Below are 21,750 nucleotides of genomic sequence, written 5' to 3'. Positions count from 1 at the left end.
ACTGTGCGTGTCGGCAGCGTTGCCGTACGACGGGCCGTGAGGCCGCCCCGGGGAGGACAACCGATGGTCATGCGTGAGCCGGAGCTGACACCCGTCTCCATCCAGACGGTCGCCGCGGACTCCTACCGGCAGGCCAAGGAGCGGATGCGCGAGGCGATCACGCGCTACGCCGCCGAGGGCCGCTACCGCCTGCCGTCGGAGGAGGAGCTGAGCACCGCGCTCGGCGTCAGCCGCGCGACGCTGCGCTCGGTGCTGCAGTCGCTGCAGAAGGAAGGCCGCATCCGGCGCCTGCACGGCAGCGGCACCTTCATCAACCGCCACACGATCGGCCTCGCCGCCAACCTCGCCGAGGCCAGCCCGTTCGTCGACCTGCTCACCCAGGCCGGCTACCGCCCCGCCGTCCGCACGCTCGACCAGCACCTCATCGCCCTCGACGAGGAGCTCGCCACGTCCCTCGAGCTCCCCGCCGGCGAGCGCGCGCTCCGGATCGAACGCGTCTTCGACGCCGACGGGAAGCCCGCGGTCCACAGCGTCGACCACGTCCCCGCCACCTTGCTCGGCGAACACCCGGAGGACAGCGACCCGCGCCGCTCCACCTTCGAGTTCGTCGAAACCGACACCGGCACACCGGTCTGCTACTCCGTCGCCGAGATCCGCCCCGTCCTGCCACCCGCCGCGATCGCCACGGCGCTGGGCCTCCCCCGCACGCGTCCCGTGCTGCGCCTGCGCCACACCCACATCCGTGCCGACGAGCTCCCGGTGGCCGTGACGGTGGTGCACGTGAATGACGATTACCTGCGGTTCTCTGTGATCAGGACGTATCTGGACCAGTGAGCCGAGCGCGCAGCCGCCTTCGGCCGAGCAAGGTGAGGGGGCTCAGGCCGGGTCGAGCACGAAGTCGTACCGGACCTGCTCGCCGCGGCCGTCGTCGGTCGCGGTCGGTGCGAGGATCAGCTCGTCCTTGACCGCCATGGCGATGTCGTCTTCGACGTGGTCACTGCCCTCGAAGTACAGCTGGGTGGTGATCGTGTGGTAGCCCTCGGCCGACACCCGGATGTGCAGGTGCTCGGGACGCCAGGCGTGCCATCCCGCCGCGGCGAGCAGGATGCCCGTGGCGCCGTCGATCGGGATCTCGTAGGGCGACGGGTGAACCGTGTCGATGGCGAAGTTGCCCTCGGCGTCGGTGGTGAAGCGGGCCCGCAGGTTCCATTCGGGGATACCGGGCGCGAAGTGCGAGTACAGGCCGTCGGCGTCGGCCTGCCAGAAGTCCACCACGGCGCCCTGGACCGGTTCCCCGGCCACGGTGCGGACCTGACCGAAGAAGTGCAGCGGCGTGCCGGGCTCGCCCTCGCGCATCGGCGGGGTGCCGGCCGAACCGAGTTCGGGCGCGTTTTCGACGTAGTACGGGCCCTCGATGCTGCCGACGGAGCCCTCCCGGTCCTCGGTCGCGATCTTCTCCACCTCGTGTTCGATGAACACGTCGAGGAACAGCGGCCATTCGCCGTCCTCGCCGAGCTTGATCAGCCACGCCTTGACCGCGTGGTACTCGGCGTAGGTGAGCTGGTACTTCCGGATCACCGCGCGCAGGGCCTCCAGCGCTTCGGTCGCCATGGCGTCCACCCGGGCCGTGTCGGCGGGCGTGGCCGAACCGCGGGCGCGGTCTCGCTGCTGGAACTGTTCCGTCGCCGACGAACCGGAGTCGGCGGCGGTGGGCGTGACGACGTCAGTCATCGCATTTCCTCTCTTCGGGGGCGGGCGTCGGCCTTGACGCCCGTTGCGGGTGCCGGTCCCGGCATCGGGACCGGGTGGGCCTAGGCGGGAACCGGGCTGCGTTTCTCGACCAGCACCGAGATCGTGGCGACGCCGAGCCCGAGGAGCGCGAGGCCGGCGGCGACGACGTTGGGAGCGGTCAGTCCGAAGCCCAGGCTGATCGCCAGGCCGCCGAGCCAGGCGCCCAGGGCGTTGGCCAGGTTGAACCCGGCGTGCATGGAGCCGGCGGCCAGGTGCGGAGCGCCGGCCGCGCCGTCGATGATGCGCAACTGGGCCGAGGGAACCAGGGAGAACGTGGTGACGGCGAAGAGAAAGAGCACGATCGCGGCGCTGACCGGGTGATGCATCGCCGGCACCAGAGCCAGCGCGATCACGATGTCGGCGACCAAGGCGCCCCGGATCGTCCGCATCGGGTTGAGGTCGGCCAGGCGCGCGCCGATCGCGTTGCCGGCCGTCATCCCGACGCCGAACATCGCGAGCAAAAGCGTGACCGCGGCGGCGGGATAACCCGCGACGTCGGTGAGCATCGGGGCGATGTAGCTGTAGCTGGCGAAGAGCGTCGCCCCGCCGAGGACGACGATGAGCAGGGTCAGCCAGACCGGGCGCCGTGCGAGAGCACGGAATTCGTCGGCCAGCCGGGGCCGGCCGCCCTCGGGACGAAGATCCGGGACCACGAACCGGATCGCGAACGCCGAGGCCAGGCTGATCACGCCGACCACCGCGAGCGTCCACCGCCAGCCGAGCAGCTGCCCGAGCAGGGTGGAGAGCGGGACGCCGAAGATGTTGGCCACCGTCAGGCCGGCGAACATCGTGGCCATCGCCCGGGCCCTCCGGTCCGGCTGCGCGAGCGAGCCGGCGACGATGGCCGCGATGCCGAAGTAGGCCCCGTGCGGCAGCCCGGACAGGAATCTCCCCAGCAGCACGAGCGGGTAACCCGGCACGATCGCGGTGAACAGGTACGCGGCGCCGTAGAGCGCGATCATGACGATGAGGGCCCGCCGCCGGGGCAGCCGGGTCGCGGCGGCGATGAGCAGCGGCGCCCCGACGACGACGCCGATCGCGTACGCCGAGACGAGGTGGCCGGCTTCGGGGATCGACACCCGCAGATCGTCGGCGACCTGCGGAAGCAGACCCAGAATGCTGAACTCGCCCGTACCGAGGGAAAACGCCCCCAGTGCCAGCACGAGCAGCGCGACGCGCACCGAGCGCACGTTTTCCCCTTTCCCATCACGAATCTCGGACCACGGTGTCGTGGACCGGCGACGCGGGCGGATTCGCCATCCGCCCGAACGCTGCTCAGCCGGCGGCGATGGCGTCGATCTCGATGCTGATCCGGTCGTCGAAAAGCCGGGCGACACCGATGAACGTGCTCGCGGGGACGTGGCCGGGATCGACCCACCGGTCCCGGACTTCCCGGAACGTGCGCAGCTTGTCCGCGTCGAGATCGGTCACGTACACGTTGATCCGCACGAGATCGTCGAACGTGACACCGGCGGCCGTCAAAGCGCGGTCCAGCTCCTTCAGGACCAGCTCGACGCCTTCCTCGAAGCTCTCGGGAGCCCCGCCGCCTTCGGGGAACCCGACCGCCCCCGAGATGAAGACCAGATCACCGGCCGCCACCCGGACGCTGTCGGAGATTCCCGGGATCTTCGGCGCTTTGACCCTGGTGATGCGTTCTTCGGACATCGGTCCGCCTTTCCGTGATCGATCTTTGCGTCTTCCCGTGCCGGTCTCAAATGACCGGAAGCACGACCCTGGCTTCCTTTTCGAGGCCGAGCAGGATTTTTCCGTAAGCGTCGAGCCCGGTCGCCGGCAAAGTGTGCGCGTGGCTCGCCGCCGTGGTCTGGTCGCGCCAGAATCGCTGCACCAGGCTCGACTCGGCGAACCCGCTCGATCCGTGCGCGAGAACGAGTGCCCCGACCGCCTCGGTGACGCATTCCACCGCGTAGCCGATCTTTCCCCGGACCCCGACGCGCTCGGGGAATCCCGGATATTCGCCGGCCTCGGCCCAGGAATAGAGCTGCTGCCCGATTTCCCTCGCCAAGAGCTCGGCGGTGTCCAGCAGCAGAGCCGCGCGAGCCGTCGTCAGCTGGAAACCCACCGAGTCCGCCTGACGCGTGTACCCGGAATAAGCGATTCCCCGCGTCGACGCTTTCCCGACCACCGTGTCCAGGACAGCTCGCCCCATTCCCAGGTGCGGGCCGACCAGCTGCAACGCCAGGGCCGGCACGAACGCGGGTTTGTAGGACGCCTCGGGGTTCACCCCGGATCCCGGGTACTTTCCTTCGACCGCCTCGGCGAGCGGGAACACCCGGTGGTCGGGGACGAAGACGTCGGTCGCGACCTGGGTGTCGCTGCCCGTCCCCTTCATCCCGGCGACGAACCACGTGTCTTCGATCCGCAGATCGGCGGCCGGGATGAGGCCCATGGCCGCGCCGACCGTCTCACCCCGGTCGTCGACGAGCGGCATGCCCAGCAGCGACCAGTCCGCGTGGTGCGAACCGGTTCCGTAGCTCCAGCGCCCGGTCACCCGGTATCCCCCGTCGACCTTTTCCGCGGTCGAGGTGGGCGGCAGCACCAGTGAGATGACGGCGTCCGGGTTGTCCGCCCACACGTCTTGCTGCGCCTGCAGCGGCAGCAGGCCGACCACCCAGGATCCCGAGTTCACGACCCCGTAGATCCACGCGGCGGCGCCGTCGCCGTACCCGATCTGCCGCGACACCGCGGTCGACTCGACCGAGTTGGCGGCGTATCCGCCGAAGCGGGTCGGCACGGAAACGCGAAACGCCCCGGCTTCGCGCAGGCCGTCGACGACGCGCTGCGTGAGCTGCCTGCCCGCTTCCGCCTTGGCGCCGTCCTCCCGAAGGATCGGTTGCAGCGCCTCGATGTTGCGGACAACGGTGTCGATCTCAGGGGAAAGCCGGGACTCGCTCATGGGTCGATGCCCTCTCGGGAAAACAGGCGGGGAACCGCTCGACAGATGTGGCTAAGTGGCATAGCCACATTGACTTTAAGAGTGCGCCCACAACCCAGTCAAGGAGCCTGTCCGCCCCACCCGGACACCCCGGCCGCTCCCGGCGAGCGCGCGCCGATCGGCGATCCGGGGCCGGCCGAAAGTCAGCGGTGAAGCCAAAGTGCGCGCCGCCTGCACGCAAGGTCAGCGCGAAGCCGCCAGTCTCGCCCGTCGCCGCACGTGACCGGGATCAGCGCTTCAGGCTCGACTCGATCGCCTCGTTGAGGTGCTCGGCCATCCGCTGGTGGTGGGCGGCAACTGCCTTTCGCGCCGCTTCCGGATCACGGTCGAGCACCGCGCGCGCGATCGGCTCGTGCAGCGCCCGCTGCTCCTCGGCGCCGGTGGTCTCGAGCCACGACGGCGCGGACTCGGTGTCCACCCACTGCTGGAACTCGAAGGAAAGAACGGCCGTGTGCACGCTCTCGTACATCGCCGCGAGGTAGGGGTTGCCGGAGCTGCGGACCACCGTCGCGTGGAAGACCGTGTCGGCCGCGATCCACTCCGACATGGTGCCCGCAGACGACGTCAGCCGTGTCAGGGCCGAGAGCACCTCGGCGCGTTCCTCGGGATCGGGCGCGGTCGTCCGCCGCGCCGCCTCCTCGACACCGAGCGTCTCCAGCCAGAGGCGCAGCTGCATCAGGTCGCCGACCGAGCGGCGGTCCAGGTCGAGCATCAGGTTGACCGAGGCGGTCACCATCGACTCCGGACGGCGCACGACGTAGGCCCCGGAGCCTCGCCGGATCTCGACCAGCCCCATCAGCGACAGGCTCCGCAGGGCCTGGCTCACCGTCGGCCGGCTCGCGGCGAAGCGCTCGGCGAGCTCGCGTTCCGAGGGCAGCCGGGCCCCCTCCTCCACGTCCTCGCTGATGATCAACGCGCGAATCCGAGCGGCGACTTCGTCGGCGAGGCGGGTGGTCGGCAGCGGCGTGATGCCCTCCAGCGGCACCGGCGACGCGCGCCGCCGGTACGGGCGCTTCGGCGAAGGCTCGCTCACTTTTCTCCTCCCTGCGGGCCGGGACCCACGAGTCCTGCGGCTGTTGACAGTACCGCTCAATGACCCTCAGTATGTGGCATAGCCAATTGGCCACTTTTCCACTTCGCACGGGAGCCGTGATGCCAGCACCGCTGCACTTCTCAAGCCCCGGGGCGGCGTGGTCGGTGCGCGACCCGGCCGAACTCGCGCTGCGGATCCGCCTCCAGGCCGTCCGGATGGTGGCTCCGCAGGGGTTCGGCTATCTGGGGCAGGCCTTGTCCGCCGCGGAACAGGTCGCCGCGGTGTTCGCCGCCGCCCGCCCCGGCCGCGACCGGCTCGTCTGTTCCCCGGGCCACTACGTCATCGCGCCCTTCGCGGCGGCGACCGCGCTGGGGCTGCTGACCGAAGAGGCGGCGGCGACGTACGGGCGCAACGGCTCGGCGATCGAGGCCATCGGCACCGAGCGCTCACCGGTGGTGGACTACACCTGCGGCTCACTGGGACAGGGCCTGTCGGCGGCGGCCGGGTTCGCGTTGTCCGACCGGCTCCGCGGCGCCGACCGGCGGACCTACGCACTGGTCAGCGACGGCGAGCTGGAAGAGGGACAGCTCTGGGAAGCCGCGATCTTCGCCGCACACCACCGGCTCGCGTCGCTCACCGTCCTGCTCGACGCGAACAACTCGCAAGTCGACGGCCCCGTCGACACCATCACGACGCTCGAGCCGATCGCCGGCAAGTGGACGGCTTTCGGCTGGCACGCCGTGGATCTCGACGGCCACGACGTCGAGGCCGTGCTGGCCGCCCTGCGCGCGGCCGAGGCCGACGACCGCCCGAGCGTGCTGGTCTGCCGCACCTCCACCGGGCACGGCCTCGACTGCCTTCCCGACGACGCGGACGGCCATTTCATCAAGCTCCCGCCCGAGCTGGCCGAGGCCGCCGAGGCGGAGCTCACCGCGAAGCTGGAGGCCCACAGTGCGTAAGCCGCCCTACCCGATCGAGCTCAAGCCCTACGGCCGCGCGCTGCTGGCCCTCGCCCGCCGCCGCGAGGAAATCCTTTGCCTCAGCGGAGATCTCACGCGGCAGACCGAGATCGACCTGTTCCGGGCCGAGCTGCCCGGGCGGTTCATCCACGCCGGCATGGCGGAGGCGAACATGATGGGACTCGCCGGCGCCCTCGCCCGCGAAGGACACCTCCCGTTCGTGCACACCTTCGGCGTGTTCGCCACGCGCCGGCCCTACGACCAGATCGCCAACGCGATCGCCTACCCGAACCTCCCGGTGCGGATCATCGGGTTCATGCCCGGGGTGTCCACTCCCGGTGGCCCGAGCCACCAGGCCATCGACGACGTCGCCCTCATGCGGGCGCTGCCGAACATGACCGTCCTCGACGTGGCCGACGCCGTCGAGGTCGCTCAGGTCGCCGAGGCCATTGTGGACCTTCCCGGCCCGGTCTACGTCCGGCTCAAACGCGGTGAGGTCCCGGTCGTCTTCGACGACGACCACGTCCTCGACACCACGCGGGCCGCCGTCCTCGCCGAAGGCAGCGACCTCGCCCTGATCGCCGGCGGCATGATGCTCGCGGCCGTTCTCGGTGCCGCACAAGCCCTCGGCGACGCCGGCGTCTCCGTCTCGGTGGTGAACGTCCCGGTGATCAAGCCGCTCGACACCGCCACGATCCTGGGTGCCGTCGCCGGCGCGAAGGGGGTCGTCACCGCCGAGAACCATTCGGTCATCGGCGGGCTCGGCTCCGCCGTCGCCGAGGCGATCGCCGAAGCCGGCCTCGGCCGGCCGCTGCGCCGGGTCGGCATCCTCGACACCTTCGCGGAGGGATCGCTCACGGCCCCCTACCTGTTCGACAAGTACGGCCTGTCGACCCAGCACGTCATCGACGCCGCCTGGTCGGCGCTCGCCCGGCCCGGCCCGGCTCCGCGGGCGCCCGTCACCGAGGCCGAGACCGGCGAGTACTCGCCCGTCTGACCCACCGCCCGGCCCGAACCACCGCAGCACACCGCACGGAGGTACCTTTCCCATGCCCACCAACGATTCTTCGCCGTCGCCGGCCACGGGATCGCCCGCGTTCTACCACGCGAGCGAAGGCCCGACGCCGATCGGCTCGCCCGGTGCGACCGGCACCGTCGACTGGGAACGCCGCGTGGATCCCGACCGCCTGCGCCACGCCCGCCTGGCGCGCGCCCTTGCCGAGCTGGAGAAATCGTCGCTCGGCGCGCTGATCCTGTTCGACATGAACAACATCCGCTACGTCACCGGGACCCACATCGGCAACTGGGCGCGGGACAAGTACTTCCGCTGCGTGCTGCTGATGCGCGGGCAGGACCCGATCCTGTGGGACATCGGCTCGGCCGCGAAAACCCACCAGATGTTCGCGCCCTGGCTGCCCACGGGGAACTGGCGGGCGGGCGTCTCGACGTGGCGCGGCGCGGTGCCGACCGACGTGGGCATCGAAGCCGGCAACGCCAAGCGGCTGGCCGACCTCCTGCGCGAGCACGGTCTCGCGGACGAGCCGGTCGGCGTCGACGTCGTCGAGCTGCCGGTGCTGCGCGCGCTGGAACGCGAAGGCCTGCACGTCGAGGACGGCCAGGCATTGTTGCTCGACGCCCGCGCGATCAAGTCGGCCGACGAGATCGCCCTGCTCGACCACGCGGCCGCTCTGGTCGACGGCGCCTACGAGGAGCTCTACCGCACCCTGCGGGCCGGGATCCGCGAGAACGACTGCGTCGCGCTGGTCAGCCGGTACCTCTACGAGAACGGCTCCGAGGAGGTCGAGGCCGTCAACTCGATCTCCGGTGAGCGCTGCAGCCCGCACCCGCACGTGTTCTCCGACCGCCTGATCCGGCCCGGCGACACCGCGTACTTCGACATCATCCACAGCTTCAACGGCTACCGCACCTGCTACTACCGCACGATGAACGTGGGCAGCGCGACCGCGGCGCAGCGAGCCGCCTACGCCCGTGCCCGCGAGTACATGGACAACGCGATCGCCGAGGTGCGGCCGGGCGCCAGCTCCACCGACATCGTCCGGCACTTCCCCGCCGCCCAGGAATTCGGCTTCGCCACGGAGGAAGAAGCGTTCGGCCTGCAGTACTGCCACGGGATCGGGCTCGGGCTGTGGGAACGGCCGCTGATGAGCCGCTACCACTCCTTCGAGCACCCGATCGAGCTCGTGGAGGGCATGACCTTCGCGATCGAGACGTACTGGCCGACCCTGGACGGCTCCGCGGCCGCGCGGATCGAAGAGGAGCTCGTGGTCACGGCCGACGGCTGCCGGCTGCTGACCCGCTTCCCCGCCGACCAGCTCTACGTCGCGGGCACCCGTTACTGGACCGGCGTCGAGCTGCCGGCGGCCGGCGGCACGCACTGAACCAACCCGCCCTCCGGGGCGGTCGGCACCCCTCCACTGGACCAGCGGCGCCATCGAACAGTTCGAGCAGGGAGACATCAATGACGACGTCAGGCCCCACCGTCTCGGCGAAGCAGGACACACCGAGCCGGGAAGAATTGATCACCCGCGCGGACGACCTCCGGTCGCTGCTGTGGGAAGCCGCACCCGAGGCCGACCGCACCCGGAGGGTGGCGGACAAGACGTTCCAGGCCATCCGCGACGCCGGGCTCACGCGCTTGCTCGTGCCCCGCCGGTTCGACGGGTACGACTCGGGCATGCGCACCTTCCTCGAGGTGACGATCGCGCTGGGCCGCGGCTGTGGCTCTTCGGCGTGGGTCACCGGGGTGCTCAACACGGGCAACTGGCTGGCCGCGAGCTACTCCGACCAGGCGCAGGCCGACGTGTGGGGCGAGAACTCCGCCGCGACGACGGCCGGCGTGCTGGCGCCGACCGCCGAAGCGAAGGTCGTCGACGGCGGGATCGTGCTCACCGGCAAATGGGGGTACGCCTCCGGGTCGAACCACTGCGACTGGGTCAGCGTCTGCTACCCCGGCACCTCTCCCGACGACCCGGGTATGCAGCTCGCGCTCGTGCCCGTCCAGGACGTCACGCTGGAGGACACCTGGTTCGTCTCGGGGATGCGCGCGACGGGCAGCAACACGGTCGTCGCCCACGAGGTCTTCGTTCCCGCGCACCGGTTGCGCCCGTTGACGCCGTTGTTCACCGGCGCCAACGCGACCGGTGGTGCCGGCCTGAGCGGGCGCGCGAGCCTGGCCGGCCTGTTGTCGCTTTCGCTCGCCGGGGCTCAGCTCGGACAGGCCGAAGCCGCACTCGACTATGTCCTGGAGAAGGCACCCAAACGCTCGATCACGACCACGGTCTACGGCTCCCAGTCCGAATCCGTCGGTTTCCAGATCGACGTCGCCGAGGCTTCGAGCATGATCATCGCCGCGCGCGAGATCACCCGGCAGGCCGCGGACATCCTCGACGACTACGCGGCCAAGGCCGAGCTTCCCCCGGAGACGGTCCGGACGCAGCTGCGCGTGAACCTGGCCTGGGCGGCCCGGCAGGCGTTCCTGGCCGTCGACCTGCTCATGTCTGCGCACGGATCCTCGGCGTTCGCCGAGGTGAACCCGCTGCAGCGGATCTGGCGCGACGCCGGCATCGCCTCCCGGCACGCCGCCTTCTTCCGCCGGGTCACCCAGGAGCTGCACGGCAAAGCCCTGCTCGAGAAGAACCCGTCCGCGATCAGCTTCCTCGTCTGAAAGGACACCCGACTGTGATCGACATCCACGCGCACTGGTTTCCCCCGGCGCTCACGAAGGAGTTCACCCGCGTCGGCAACCTGAAGGTCTGGCCCGAACACCGGCCCGAGCTGGCCGGCCGCGCCGAGGAGCTCGCGGCCGACGGGGTGCGCCTGCAAGTGGTGGGGCTCGGCCACAACCAGCCGTACCACACCGACTCCGCTGTCTCCGTGCACTGCGCACGCTTCGCCAACGACCTCTACGCGACCATGGCGGCCGATTTCCCGGGCCGGTTCTCCGCGTTCGGCGCGGTCCCGTTGCCGCACCCGGAGCACGCGGTCGCGGAAGCCGTGCGCTGCCTGGACGAGCACCGCTTCGCCGGCATCGGCATCGGCACCACCGCGCTCGGCCGTTCGCTGGACGACCCGGCCTTCGCGGAGCTGTGGGCCGAACTGGACCGCCGCCGCGCGGTCGTTTTCGTGCACCCCGTCGGCACCCCGGACACGTTCTCCACCGGGCTCGACGCGTTCATGATGGGACCGAAGTACGGCGGCCCCATGGAGGCCACGCTCGCGACGACCCGGCTGGTCGTGTCGGGCGTGACCCGCCGGTACCCGAACATCCGGTGGATCATCGCGACCATGGGCGGCTCGATCGGCTACCTCTGGCGGCGGTTCGAGGAAATCACCGAAACCCTCCACCAGGACGAATGGCTGGCGACGAATCCCCGTCAGGAGCTCAAGAAGCTCTACTACGACACGACCCTGACCGACGACCCCGCCGCGATCAAGCTCTTCGCCGACTCCTTCGGCGCCGACCGGCTCGTCCTCGGCACCGACGCACCCCGCGTCCGAGCCGGCGACTGGGCCGACCGCATCAAGGCCGTCCCCGGCCTCGACGACCACCAGCTGCGCGCCGTCCTGAACGACACCGCGGCCTCGCTCGGCATCGGCGCGTAGCCGGCGGGAACCGGGCGCACCGGCTGTGGATGAACGCGCGAGCCCGGCTTGTGCTTCCGCGGCTGCGGCCAGGAAGCACGCATGGGTCGATCCGCGACCAACGAAAGGAGAACTCCGATGCCCGAAGACGTGCAGGAGCGGTTTCGCGAGGTCATGGCGCACGTGGCCACGCCGGTGTCCGTCGTGACCGGGTTGAGTGACGGCGGAAGTCCCTACGGCAGCACCGTCAGCGCGTTCTCGTCGCTGTCGCTGCGGCCGCCGATGGTGCTGGTGTCGCTGATCAAGGCGTCGCGGCTGCTGGCGGTGATCCGGGAGACGGGCCGGTTCGGGCTGAACGTCCTCGGTTCGTCGCATTCCGCGCTGGCCCGGACGTTCGCGACCAGCCGCACGCCCGAGGAGAAGTTCGCAGGCGTCGAGTGGGGAGTCGACCACGGCGTGCCGCGGTTTGCGGGTGCGCTCGGCTGGCTCGCGTGTTCCGTGGAGCAGGAGGTGGAGGGCGGCGACCACATCGTCGTGTTGGGGTCCGTCCTCGCGGTGTCGGGGTGGGCCGGGGAGCCTCTCACGTACCACCGTCGTTCGTTCGGCACGCACGTGACGCTGGATCGCTGACGCACCGATCACACCGCCGGCCGGAAACCGCTGCGGTGGAACACCAGCGGCGCGGCATCAGCGGCGTGGGCCGCCGAGTGCAGGCGGAGCAGGACGAGCGTGTGGTCGCCGGCGGCCACCGCGCGTTCGATGGTGGTGTCGAACCACGCGACGCCGTCGTCGAGGGTGATGGCGCCGTCGGCCGTGGTGGTGAGGGGGAGGCCGGTGAAGCGGCCTTCGGCGGGGCCGGCGAGCTGCCGGGCGACGGCGCCGTGGTGGCCGGCGAGGACGGTGACGCCCAGGCGGGGCGCGCGGCGCAGCGCGGGCCACGTGCGCGACGCGGTCGCGACCGAGAAGGAGACCAGCGGCGGCGCGAGCGAGACCGACGTGAACGAGCTCGCCGCGAGACCGACAGCGCGGCCGCCGACCGACGCGGCGATCGCCACCACGCCGGTCGGGAAGGCGCCGAACGCGGCGCGCAGCAGGGTGGGGTCGAGCCCGGGCTCACCAGGCACTGGACTCGACCGAGATCACCGGCACCAGTTCGTTGCCGAGGGTTTCGAGGAAGCTGACGACCTCGGCGGCGACGGAGCGGTGCTGCCGGTCGTTGAGCACGTCGTGGTGGGCGCCGCGGACCACGGACAGGCGGGCGCGCGGCGCGGACTTCACCGTGCGGGCCAGCGTTTCGCGGTCGGCGAGCGGGTCTTCGTCGCCGATGAGGACAAGCTGGGGCAACGGAGGGGCCGCCCGGTAAGCCGCGCGAAGCAGCGCGTCGGGCACCGGAGTGGCCAAGGCGCCGCGCTGGACCGCCGGCTGTGCGTCGAGCACCCCGTTCGTGCCGCACCGGGAGGAGAACCCGGACCCGGAGAACGAAGCCGTCGTGGTGATCGCCCGCACGACACAGGAGGCCATCGTGGTCAACCTGGCCGAGCTCGACTGGTCACGGGTGCGGATCGGCGAACCACACTGACAACGCGAACGCGGTGGGTCCCGCCGCGCTGTTGACCACGAGTGCGATGGCGGCGAACAGCCGCTCGTTCTCGGCGCGCAGGTAGAGGTAATCGGCGGTGCTGACCAAGAAATCGCCGTGACGGGTGACCATGAGGTAGCCGTGAGGAGTGACCTCGGGTACGCCGTGGGGCACTCGCGGCGCGGCGAGCACGGCGACGACGGCACCACCGGCGATCGCGGCCAGAGCTCCCCACCGCAGCAGGGCGGGGAGCTTCCGCCAGAGGTGGCGGGCCATCGTCGAGGCGGGCACCTCCGGACGGTTGAGCGCGAGTTTCGCGGCGGCGATCCCGACCACCACGAAGATCCCGGCAACGGCCGCGAACAACACCTGCTGCGGCAGGTGCGGCGCTCCGGGCGTCAGCGAATCGACGACACCGACGACAGTGGCGACCGCCGCGAGGCCGCACCACAGCGCGATCACCCGCACGGGTCAGGCCAGGACACAGTCGCCGCATTTCGGGCCGTCGTGGTTCGGCGCGGCGCGGTAGATGAGGCAGCAGCTGCGGCGGCGGAAGCGGCCGTCCTCGTGGGTGGCGGTGTCGGCGAGGACCGGCAGGGCTTCCAGGCGGTCGCGGAAGCGGTGGATGTCGTCCGTCCACTCGGGACGCTCTCGGCGGAGCATCGTGACGGCGCCGTTGAGGGCGGAGGCGACGTTGCCGCGGCGGATGGTCGCCGAGAGCGAAAACCCGGCGAGAGCCTGGTCCAGCCGGCGCAACGGTCCACTCAGGACCCGGTCGTCGAAGAGCGCGACCAGGTCGTCGTCCACAGCATCGGTTTCGGGCAGCGAAAGCGGAACCGCGCCGCCGGTCGTCGGCTGCCACCAAGCGGTGGAGAAGTCGGGGACGACGCCGGCGCCCACGGCGAGTGCGAGGGCGGGCGACAGGAGGCGCGCCGCGAGGCCCAGGTGGGTCACGGAAGCGGCGACCCGGAGCTCCACGTCGCCACCCCCGGCGGCGAGCACGGCGCGGACCTGCGTCACGCGCTCGCGCAGCACGGGTCCGTCGTCGAGGACTTCGGAGAGCGGACGCCACGGCGCGGCGGGCTCGTCGCCCGCGGCGTGCGTGTCGAAAGCGAAGAACGGGTTCACACCGCGACGGCGACCGGCAGGCAGATGGAGGCCGACGGGCAGGAGGTGTTCAGCCTGGCCATGTCCGGTTCTCCTTCGGGATGACGCGTCCCTTGCCGGTGGAACAGGTGACGGCTCCTCGACCTGACTCGCCCACCGGGTACACGATGGGCTCACAGTGGCGCGACCGTGCCGGACTCTCACCGGCTTCTCGAAGCCGTGGCGCGGCCAGAACGGTACGGCGGCGTCGGCGGGCCCGTCAATCACCTGGCACCGCGGCGGACTTCGGTTCGTCCCTCGTTGCCCGGTTCGGGCCGCTGCCCGAGACGGAAACGCATCCGGCAGACCACCGCGTCGGAGCGGCGGCGCAGGGCGCGGGCGAGCACGGCGCCGCGGCGGTTCTGCAGGATGCGCTGCCACGGGTGGTCCGGCTCGACTTCCGCGATGAGGACGAAGACGTGGCAGCCGGAGTGGCCGCGCAGGTGCTCGACGAGGGGCTCGCCCAGCCGCCGGCGTTCGTCGTACAGCTGCACGAGCGGCACGCCGGGGTGCCAGAGGTCCCAGGACGCCACGAACTCCCGCGCCGCGGCCTCCTCGCCCGGGTGGGTCACGTGGACGGCTTCGACGCGCTCGCCCAGCGAAAGGGCGGCGGCGAGCGCGTCGCGCGTCAGGCGGGACAACGTGTGCACGGGCACGACGACCAGTGACCGGTTCGGCCGCGGCGGGGGCGGGGTGCGCCCGAGCCCGAGCCGGTCGCCGATGCGACGGTAACTGCGGTGCACCCACTCCATGCCCGCGACGAGCAGCGGCAGCGCGACGACGATGAGCCAGCCGCCTTCGCCGAACTTCGTCGCGGTGACCACGATCGCGGCGATGCCGGTGAGCAGCGCGCCGAACCCGTTGAGGACGGCTTTGCCGCGCCAGCGTGGCGGGCGAATGCGCAACCAGTGCCGCACCATGCCGATCTGCGAGAGGGTGAAGCCGACGAAGACGCCGATCGCGAACAGCGGGACGAGGGTGTTCGTGTCGCCGTTCGCGACGACGAGCAGCAGCGCCGAGGTGATCGCCAGGAAGCCGACGCCGTAGCGGTAGACCTGGCGTTCGGCGCGCAGCGCGAAGACGTGGGGCAGGTTGTTGTGCTTCGCGAGCAGCTGGGCCAGCACCGGCAGCCCGCCGAACGACGTGTTGGCGGCCAACGCGAGCAACACCACGGTGGAGAACTGCACCAGGTAGAACCCGAACCCGTTGCCGAGCGACGCGGTGGTGACCTGCGAGAGCACGGTGACGCCGTCGACGGGGTGGATGGCGAACTTCCCGATCAGCACCGCGATCCCGATGAGCATGACGGCCAGCAGCACGCCGAGCGCGATCTCGGCCCGCTGGGCCCGGCGCACCCGCGGCCGGCGGAACGACGGCACGGCGTTGGCGATCGCCTCCACGCCGGTGAGCGCGGCGCAGCCGTTGGCGAACGCCTTGAGCAGCAACAGGATCCCGACGGTCTGCAGGCTGACCCCGGGCGCCGGCGCGGCGACGGCCGCGGCGGGCCCCGTGCGGACCAGGCCGACCACGACGACCGTGAGGATCGACCCGACGAACACCGCCGTGGGCACGATGAACGCTCGCGCGCTCTCCGCGATTCCGCGCAGGTTCACGCCCGTCACCAGCGCCAGCACCCCGAGGCACAGCCACAGCGTGTAGGGCAGCAGCGCGGGCACGGCGGACGTCAGGGCCGCCACGCCGGCGGCCACGGACACCGCGACGTTGAGCACGTAGTCGACGATCAGCGACGCGGCCGCGACCAGCGACGCGCGGCGGCCGAGGTGGACCCGGCTCACGCCGTACGCGCCGCCGCCGTCCGGGAACGCGGCGATCACCTGCCGGTACGACAGCGTCAGGACCCCGAGCAGCAGCGCGATCGCGAGCGTGACCGGCAGCGTGAACCCCAGCCCGCTCCCGCCCGCGACGGCCAGCACGATCACGATCGCTTCGGGGCCGTACGCCACCGACGCCATCGCGTCCAGGGACAGGGCGGCCAGCCCGCCGACGACGGAAAGCCGGTGCCGCTCACCACCACTTTCGGCGGCGTCGCCGGTCTCGCTGCTGTCGCTGGCGGGAAGCGTCGTAGTCACACCGCACAGATTGGGATTCACCCGTCCGGCCGGTGCTCGTCGTTGACGCTTCCTTGACGGTCCTTTCCGCCAAGTGAACGGGCACCTGATGCGTGGCCGCCCACGGTGTTCAGCGGCCCCTCGGCCGCTGGGAGTCTGCGCCTCGATGGTGAGTGGCTCTCCCTCCTGGAGAAAGGGCCGCCGGCCCGGTATTCGTGGAGAGGGACAACCGGTCTGCTACTTGAGCGAATCTGCCGAGGTCAAGATGGACTACCGAACGGTCATCACCCGGGTTCTCGACGGCTGGAAGGACGGCGTCGACGCGCACCGACCTGACGAGGTCGCGAACTACTTCACCGAAGACGCCCTCTTCCAGGGCGCGCACCCCGGCTATTCCGTCGGGCGGAAAGGCGTCGAGGAATACTACGAAGAACAGCCCGTCGGATTGACGGTCGTTTACGAGATCCGGGAAATCCGCCCCCTCGCCCAGGGCGTGCTTTCCGCCTACGTCGATCCGGTGTTCACCCGCCCCGACGGCACCGAGCTCCGGTTTCACCTGACCGTGATCCTGCTCCAGCAGGCCGGGGGCGACTGGTTGATCAGCCACTACCACGTGTCCAGGATCGTGGAATGACGGTCGGGGACATCTGTCCCTTGTGGATTCGAAGAGAACGCCCCGGGGCCGCGGACGAACGAATGTCCGCGGCCCCGGTTGCGGCGTCGGTCAGTGACCCGCGCTCTGGCCGCCGTTGACGTTGAGGATCTCACCGGTGACGAACGACGCGTTTTCCAGGTACAGCACGCCTTCGACGATGTCGCTGACCTCGCCCATGCGGCCCAGCGGGTGCAGGCCGGCGCGCTCGGCGTAGGTCTCGGGCGGGTTCAGCGCCGTCTTGTGGATCCCCGGGGCGACGGCGTTGACGCGGATCCCGCGCCCCGCGTATTCCACGGCCAGGGACTTCGTCACCGCCTGCAGGCCGCCCTTGGTCAGCATGGACACCGACGCCGGCACCACCGCCACCGGGTGGTCCACGAAGCTGGTCGTGATCTGCACGATGTGCCCGCCGCCCTGTTCGAGCATGTGCGGCAGCACCTTGCTGGTGACGGCGAACCAGCCGCCCAGGTTCACCGACACCAGCCACTGGAAGTCCTCGGCCGTGAACTCGGTGAACGGCTTCGCCGCGAACACCCCGGCGTTGTTGATCAGCGTGTCGATCCGGCCGAACCGCTCGATCGCCGCGGCCACGACCCGCTCCGACGTCGCCGGGTCGGTGAGGTCACCCGCCACCGCCACCACGCCGGCGTCACCGGACTCCTCGACCGAGCGCGCCGTGGCGACCACCGCGTAGCCCAGCTTGCGGTACCCCTCCACGATCCCCGCACCGAACCCCTGCGACGCGCCGGTGACCACGGCCACCTTCTGCCCGCTGTTGCTGCCCATCATTTCCGTCCTCAGGTAGTAGACCGGTTGTCTACGACCAGGACTACGCCGCGCCCGCGGGCCCGGCCAGAAGACAAAAACACCCACCAGCGAGGCGGAAGCTCCCACGGCAGCGGCAACCGGCCGGCGACCCGGATCCCGTCCGGGCGGCCGGCCCGTGTGGACGGTCGTTACTCCTTGCCCTTGACCGCGGAGGCCGCTGCCGTCACCTGCTCGGCGCTGTCGCCGTCGACCTTCTCCTTCGTGACTTTCGCCGCGTGCAGGAGGGCCTTGTCGACCTCGACGACCCAGCGTTCCTCGAAGAGCGCGACGATCCCCGAGCTGTCCGGTGGCAGCGTGTCCTCCACCTCGGCTTTGATCGCCTTCTTCTCCGCGTGCGACAGCAGCCCGCCGAGCCCGCCGCCGAGGCCGGCACCCACCAGCGCGCCGGCGAGCAGCGACGGCGGGAAGATCAAGCCGACGACCGCGCCGCCGACGGCGCCCCAAGTGGCGCCCTTGCGGGTGGTGTGGAAGTCGTCGTCGACGTGGATCTTGCCGTCGCCGTGGCGGCTGACGAGGATCAGGCCCTTGACCTTGATCACGTCCTCGTGGGCCAGCTGCTTGAGCGCGGCCCAGTCACCGCGGGCCGCGTCCGGGTCCGAGTAGGCGGCGATGTACAGGTCGACAGGCGCGTCGTTGTGCGAGGCCATGGCCGGTCTCCTCCCGAGTTGCTCGGCCGCGAGCATGCCGTCATCCGGCCGCCCGGCACCTCACCCGCACCGGGTGGGATCACGAAGGCGCCGGCGAAACCGGTTTCGCCGCCGCGCGTTCTTCGGCGGCGTAGGCCTCGGCTTCGGCGTTCGCGCGGTAGTCGGCGGTCTCGCGCTGCAGCCGCCGGCGCACCGCGGGCTGCTGCGCCAGCGCGATCGCGAACACCGTCAGCAGCACCCACATCACGACGCAGCTCAGCACGATCGCGATCGCCGGCAGCACGACCGCGTCCAGCCGTTCCGTCAGCGCCCGCGCGGCGAGCACGCGCCAGACGAGCATGAAGTTGACCAGGTAGCCGACGGCGGACGCCACGCCGAGCGCGATCAGGAACTGCTTGAGCGTGCCCGTTTTGCGGCGCTTCAACAGGGGTTCGTCGCGGTTCGGCAGCGCGATCGAGAGCACGTTGCCCACACCGAGCCACAGCAGGATGAAACACACCACCAGCGTGCACGCGCGCGCGAACGCCCCGAACTCCCCGGCGCGCCAGGCCAGCAGGGCGCTGAGCGCGAACCCGATCGGCGCGACGATGCACACCAGCGCCAGGTTCTTGATCACCAGCACGTGCCACAGGCGCGCCCCGGTGTCCAGCGCCGCCCGCACGCGCATGGCGTCGAAGCTCATCGCGTTGACGCAGACGGCGCCGCCCATCACGTACGAGATCGTCCACAACCCCAGGTACGGCAGCCATTTCTGGTCCTGGTCCCACCGGAACAGCCGCAGGTACCCCAGGTACAGCAGGCCCAGGCCGAACGCGACCCCCAGCGCCCGGACGGATTTGCGCGGCTTGCGCGTGAGCACGTACCGGATCTCGCCGACGAGCCCGTGCGCGAGCGCCGGTCCGTGGCGGCTCACGGGGTTGCTGCCGTGTAGCGGCACGTGCCCGTCGACGGCCACCGCGTCCGGCTCGTCCTCCCCCGCCCGGATGCGCGCCAGCCGCGCCTCCAGCACGGCCCGCGCGGCGTCGGTCAACGCCATCCGCGCGATCGCGACGGCGGCCACCCCGTCGCGTTCGGCCTGCGCGGCGTCCTGGTGTGTCACCGTTCCGGGTGTCGGGACCCCCGCTTGGTCTTCCTGCGGGTCGGCGTCGACGTGGTACTGCCTCAGCCGCGCCCATTCCGGCGACAGCCGCGCGGGATCGACGTCGCGGCGCATCTCCTGCCGCTGTTCCTCCGAGGCCGCGCGTGCTTTGCCGATCATGCGGCGCACGTCGTCCTCGTCCTTCCACTTCGCCGCCATCGCGTTCTTCTCGGCCGCCGCCGCGCGCTGGACCAGCTCCACGAGATCGTCGACCGCTGCCATACCCCAATCGTAGGAGCGGTGGACAGACCAGTACAGAGGCGCTTTTCCAGCCGTACACTCCAGGGGTCGCGGAGGTGGGACGATGAGCGTTCAGGAGCAGCAGGCACTCGATTCCCTGTACGAAATCGACAACGTGCTCACGGTCGACATCACCATGCCCCAGTCCGACTGGGACGCGGTGCGCACCGAGGAGCCGGCCGGCGGGCGGTGCAACTTCGACTGGACCGGCGGCAGCCGCTTCACCTGGCGGGAGGCGACTTCCGTCGAGATCTCCGGGACGCGGTTTCCGGCGCGGACGTCGTTCGCCGAGGTGGGGATCAAGAAGAAGTCGTTCTGCGGTTCGTTCGACAATGACAAACCGTGCCTGCACATCGATTTCGGGAAGTTCCGCGAAGCCAACAAACCGCTGATCGCGAACCTCATCGGCTCCCGGTACCTGACGCTCAACAACTCCGTGCAGGATTCCTCTTTCCTGCGCCAGCCGCTCGGCTACAAGCTGTTCGAGCTCGCCGGACTGCCGCATTCCCGCTGCAATTTCGCGCGCGTCCGCGTGAACGGCACCCTCGTCGGCCAGGTCGCGCCCGGCGTCTTCGTGAGCGCCGAACCGATCATGCCGCGCTACATCGAGCGCAATTTCGGGAACATGAAAGGAAATCTGTACGAGCTGGAGCACAAGGACGACTTCACCGACGCCCGGTTCGACTTCATCGGCGTGGAGGACCTTTCGGAGTTCGAGAACAAGGCCGACCTGCGCCTGGCCATCGACCGCGTCGCCGCCCACGGCCTGAGCGGGGCCGCCGAAGTGTTCGACCTCGACCAGTTCGTGAAGCTGTTCGCGATGGAGTTCTTCCTCAAGCACTGGGACGGCTACACCGGCAACACGAACAACACCTATGCCTACAACGACGTCGAGGCCGTCGCCGCGCCCGGCGTGGGCAACGTGAAGTTCAAGCTCATCCCGTGGGGCGTCGACCAGACTTTCCAGCCCTCACGCCACTTCACGGTCCGCACCAGCGGCCTGCTGGCCCGCCTCGTCCACGACGACGCCGGCCGCCGCGCCCAGCTGCTGGACCAGATCCGCACCTACCGCGACACGGTCTTCGGCCGCAAAACCCAGCAGGAAGTGCTGACCCCGCTGCTGGAACGCATGGGCGCCGTCCTGACGAACCTCGGCGTGCCCGACGTGGCGGCCCAGCTCATCGCCGTCCGCAAGCAACTGCGCCTCGCCACCTCCGCCGGCTACCTCTGCGCGGGCCTGCCCGGCCCCGACGGCGCCTACGTCCGCGAAGACGCCACCAACGACTGCCTCCACGCGAGCACCGAACCCGTCCCCGGCGCGCCCTCGAACTTCGAGGTCGTCCACCGCCCGCGCCCGGCCGGCGTCGAGGACGCCGACCTGTGGTCCTTCGGCCTCCTCGGCGCCGGCACCTCCCTGACCGCCAAGGCCACCGGCCGCCCCCTCCACGCGAGCGCCACGACCACACCGCTGGGCCACCAGCTGCTCTGCACGTGCGCCACCGACAACTCCGACCACGCCGACGAGTTCACCCTCACCGCCCTCGACCCCGTCGGCAACCCGACCAGCTTCAGCGGCTTCTTCACCCTCACCAGCGTCCGCACCGGCCAGGGCGTCACCTTCGGCGCCGATCCGGCGCCGGGCGGGAGTCCGCGGGTGTACCAGGATCCGGCGCCGTCGAGGCTGTACTTCACCTGAGAGCGCCTCGCCGGGTTGGAGACTTCCGGAAAGTGAACCACCGACGTCGAGGAGATCCAGGGCGCTTTCCACAATGGACGAACTCGGGCCCGTGCCGGAGCCCGGGCAGAAGTACGCGTCGACCTGTCTCGCGCCGGGCGCGGTGTTCGCGATGACGTGGCACGGCGGCAGCTACGCCGACTACGTCGACGCCCGTGTGGTGTTCCGCCAGTACTGCTGCCCGTCGTGCTGGACGGCGCTGTATCCGGGCGTCGCGTCGTCCCGGCGGACCGCCCGCACACGCCGGCGGCGCTCGGCCATCACGCCACGGCGGCGGCCGGCTGAGTTCCGCGGTCAGTGCCAGTGAAGAAGCCCGGGCCCCTCGGCCTGGGCTTCTCGCTTGCCCGCCGGACTCGAACCAGGAGCCCCCCTGGT

At 70.6% G+C, this 21,750-nt stretch carries 23 protein-coding genes, 1 pseudogene and 1 riboswitch; of the genes and pseudogenes, 11 read left to right on the top strand and 13 right to left on the bottom strand.

Annotated elements, in window-relative coordinates; all coding sequences use genetic code 11:
- Positions 1–63: 63 nt before the first annotated feature.
- The gene (locus AB0878_RS25305) at positions 64–834 is read left to right on the top strand and encodes a GntR family transcriptional regulator (RefSeq protein WP_366582716.1); all 771 of its coding nucleotides are present in this window, start codon (positions 64–66) and stop codon (positions 832–834) included.
- Positions 835–876: 42 nt separating this feature from the next.
- Here the strand turns inward: AB0878_RS25305 and catA are convergent, their stop codons facing one another.
- From catA to AB0878_RS25280, 5 genes are all read right to left on the bottom strand, one after another.
- A complete protein-coding gene (gene catA / locus AB0878_RS25300) occupies positions 877–1,731 on the bottom strand; it encodes a catechol 1,2-dioxygenase (RefSeq protein WP_366582715.1) in 855 nt (284 codons plus the stop codon).
- Positions 1,732–1,811: 80 nt separating this feature from the next.
- A complete protein-coding gene (locus tag AB0878_RS25295) occupies positions 1,812–2,981 on the bottom strand; it encodes an MFS transporter (RefSeq protein ID WP_366582714.1) in 1,170 nt (389 codons plus the stop codon).
- A gap of 85 nt (positions 2,982–3,066) precedes the next feature.
- Complete coding sequence (locus AB0878_RS25290; RefSeq protein ID WP_366582713.1) at positions 3,067–3,456, bottom strand: RidA family protein; 390 nt, start codon at positions 3,454–3,456, stop codon at positions 3,067–3,069.
- A gap of 46 nt (positions 3,457–3,502) precedes the next feature.
- A complete protein-coding gene (locus tag AB0878_RS25285) occupies positions 3,503–4,705 on the bottom strand; it encodes an acyl-CoA dehydrogenase family protein (protein ID WP_366582712.1) in 1,203 nt (400 codons plus the stop codon).
- A 268-nt stretch (positions 4,706–4,973) separates the two neighbouring features.
- The gene (locus tag AB0878_RS25280; RefSeq protein WP_366582711.1) at positions 4,974–5,777 is read right to left on the bottom strand and encodes a FadR/GntR family transcriptional regulator; all 804 of its coding nucleotides are present in this window, start codon (positions 5,775–5,777) and stop codon (positions 4,974–4,976) included.
- Positions 5,778–5,896: 119 nt separating this feature from the next.
- On the opposite strand from AB0878_RS25280, the gene AB0878_RS25275 reads away from it, so the two are divergent.
- From AB0878_RS25275 to AB0878_RS25250, 6 genes are all read left to right on the top strand, one after another.
- A complete protein-coding gene (locus AB0878_RS25275) occupies positions 5,897–6,736 on the top strand; it encodes a 1-deoxy-D-xylulose-5-phosphate synthase N-terminal domain-containing protein (protein ID WP_366582710.1) in 840 nt (279 codons plus the stop codon).
- Complete coding sequence (locus AB0878_RS25270) at positions 6,729–7,733, top strand: transketolase C-terminal domain-containing protein (protein ID WP_366582709.1); 1,005 nt, start codon at positions 6,729–6,731, stop codon at positions 7,731–7,733. Before AB0878_RS25275 ends, AB0878_RS25270 begins: the two co-directional genes overlap by 8 nt.
- Before the next feature lie 52 nt (positions 7,734–7,785).
- Positions 7,786–9,135 (top strand): M24 family metallopeptidase, encoded by a 1,350-nt coding sequence (locus AB0878_RS25265; protein WP_366582708.1) that lies wholly within the window; start codon positions 7,786–7,788, stop codon positions 9,133–9,135.
- Between the two features lie 80 nt (positions 9,136–9,215).
- Positions 9,216–10,421, top strand: coding sequence for an acyl-CoA dehydrogenase family protein (locus AB0878_RS25260; RefSeq protein ID WP_366582707.1), 1,206 nt, complete (start codon positions 9,216–9,218; stop codon positions 10,419–10,421).
- Positions 10,422–10,435: 14 nt separating this feature from the next.
- Positions 10,436–11,359: an amidohydrolase family protein gene (locus AB0878_RS25255; RefSeq protein ID WP_366582706.1), complete on the top strand. Its 924-nt coding sequence runs from the start codon at positions 10,436–10,438 to the stop codon at positions 11,357–11,359.
- A gap of 117 nt (positions 11,360–11,476) precedes the next feature.
- Complete coding sequence (locus AB0878_RS25250) at positions 11,477–11,968, top strand: flavin reductase family protein (protein WP_366582705.1); 492 nt, start codon at positions 11,477–11,479, stop codon at positions 11,966–11,968.
- An 8-nt stretch (positions 11,969–11,976) separates the two neighbouring features.
- On the opposite strand, the gene AB0878_RS25245 is transcribed toward AB0878_RS25250, so the two are convergent.
- Positions 11,977–12,462, bottom strand: a complete 486-nt coding sequence (locus AB0878_RS25245) for a flavin reductase family protein (protein ID WP_366582704.1) — start codon at positions 12,460–12,462, stop codon at positions 11,977–11,979.
- Positions 12,452–12,739 (bottom strand): hypothetical protein, encoded by a 288-nt coding sequence (locus AB0878_RS25240; RefSeq protein WP_366582703.1) that lies wholly within the window; start codon positions 12,737–12,739, stop codon positions 12,452–12,454. Before AB0878_RS25240 ends, AB0878_RS25245 begins: the two co-directional genes overlap by 11 nt.
- Positions 12,740–12,776: 37 nt before the next feature.
- Between AB0878_RS25240 and AB0878_RS25235 the strand changes: the two are divergent.
- A pseudogene (locus tag AB0878_RS25235) lies at positions 12,777–12,917 on the top strand (cupin); the annotation flags it as partial.
- Here AB0878_RS25235 and AB0878_RS25230 read toward each other — a convergent pair.
- The 3 genes from AB0878_RS25230 to AB0878_RS25220 form a co-directional block, all read right to left on the bottom strand.
- Positions 12,888–13,385, bottom strand: a complete 498-nt coding sequence (locus AB0878_RS25230) for a hypothetical protein (protein ID WP_366582702.1) — start codon at positions 13,383–13,385, stop codon at positions 12,888–12,890. The pseudogene AB0878_RS25235 and the gene AB0878_RS25230 sit on opposite strands and share 30 nt — an antisense overlap.
- A 3-nt stretch (positions 13,386–13,388) precedes the next feature.
- Entirely contained in the window at positions 13,389–14,045 is a 657-nt protein-coding gene (locus tag AB0878_RS25225; protein WP_366582701.1) for a (2Fe-2S)-binding protein, read from the bottom strand.
- A gap of 119 nt (positions 14,046–14,164) precedes the next feature.
- Positions 14,165–14,238: riboswitch (cobalamin riboswitch) on the bottom strand.
- 49 nt (positions 14,239–14,287) lie between these two features.
- Positions 14,288–16,153, bottom strand: coding sequence for an APC family permease (locus AB0878_RS25220; protein WP_366582700.1), 1,866 nt, complete (start codon positions 16,151–16,153; stop codon positions 14,288–14,290).
- Between the two features lie 244 nt (positions 16,154–16,397).
- Here AB0878_RS25220 and AB0878_RS25215 point away from each other — a divergent pair, with 244 nt between their 5' ends.
- Complete coding sequence (locus tag AB0878_RS25215) at positions 16,398–16,766, top strand: SgcJ/EcaC family oxidoreductase (protein WP_366582699.1); 369 nt, start codon at positions 16,398–16,400, stop codon at positions 16,764–16,766.
- Positions 16,767–16,856: 90 nt separating this feature from the next.
- On the opposite strand, the gene AB0878_RS25210 is transcribed toward AB0878_RS25215, so the two are convergent.
- The 3 genes from AB0878_RS25210 to AB0878_RS25200 all read right to left on the bottom strand — a co-directional run bounded on the left by AB0878_RS25210 (position 16,857) and on the right by AB0878_RS25200 (position 19,622).
- Positions 16,857–17,573, bottom strand: coding sequence for an SDR family oxidoreductase (locus tag AB0878_RS25210; protein ID WP_366582698.1), 717 nt, complete (start codon positions 17,571–17,573; stop codon positions 16,857–16,859).
- A gap of 170 nt (positions 17,574–17,743) precedes the next feature.
- Positions 17,744–18,262: a DUF1269 domain-containing protein gene (locus AB0878_RS25205; RefSeq protein WP_366582697.1), complete on the bottom strand. Its 519-nt coding sequence runs from the start codon at positions 18,260–18,262 to the stop codon at positions 17,744–17,746.
- A gap of 79 nt (positions 18,263–18,341) precedes the next feature.
- Positions 18,342–19,622, bottom strand: coding sequence for a hypothetical protein (locus AB0878_RS25200; protein WP_366582696.1), 1,281 nt, complete (start codon positions 19,620–19,622; stop codon positions 18,342–18,344).
- 82 nt (positions 19,623–19,704) lie between these two features.
- Between AB0878_RS25200 and AB0878_RS25195 the strand changes: the two genes are divergently transcribed.
- Both AB0878_RS25195 and AB0878_RS25190 read left to right on the top strand, forming a co-directional pair.
- Entirely contained in the window at positions 19,705–21,336 is a 1,632-nt protein-coding gene (locus AB0878_RS25195; protein ID WP_366582695.1) for a CotH kinase family protein, read from the top strand.
- A 73-nt stretch (positions 21,337–21,409) separates the two neighbouring features.
- Positions 21,410–21,682: a hypothetical protein gene (locus AB0878_RS25190; protein WP_366582694.1), complete on the top strand. Its 273-nt coding sequence runs from the start codon at positions 21,410–21,412 to the stop codon at positions 21,680–21,682.
- Positions 21,683–21,750: the final 68 nt, after the last annotated feature.

It is taken from the genome of Amycolatopsis sp. NPDC047767 (genome assembly GCF_040704195.1).
Taxonomy (GTDB): Bacteria; Actinomycetota; Actinomycetes; order Mycobacteriales; family Pseudonocardiaceae; genus Amycolatopsis.
This window is presented reverse-complemented; position numbering and strand designations above follow the sequence as displayed.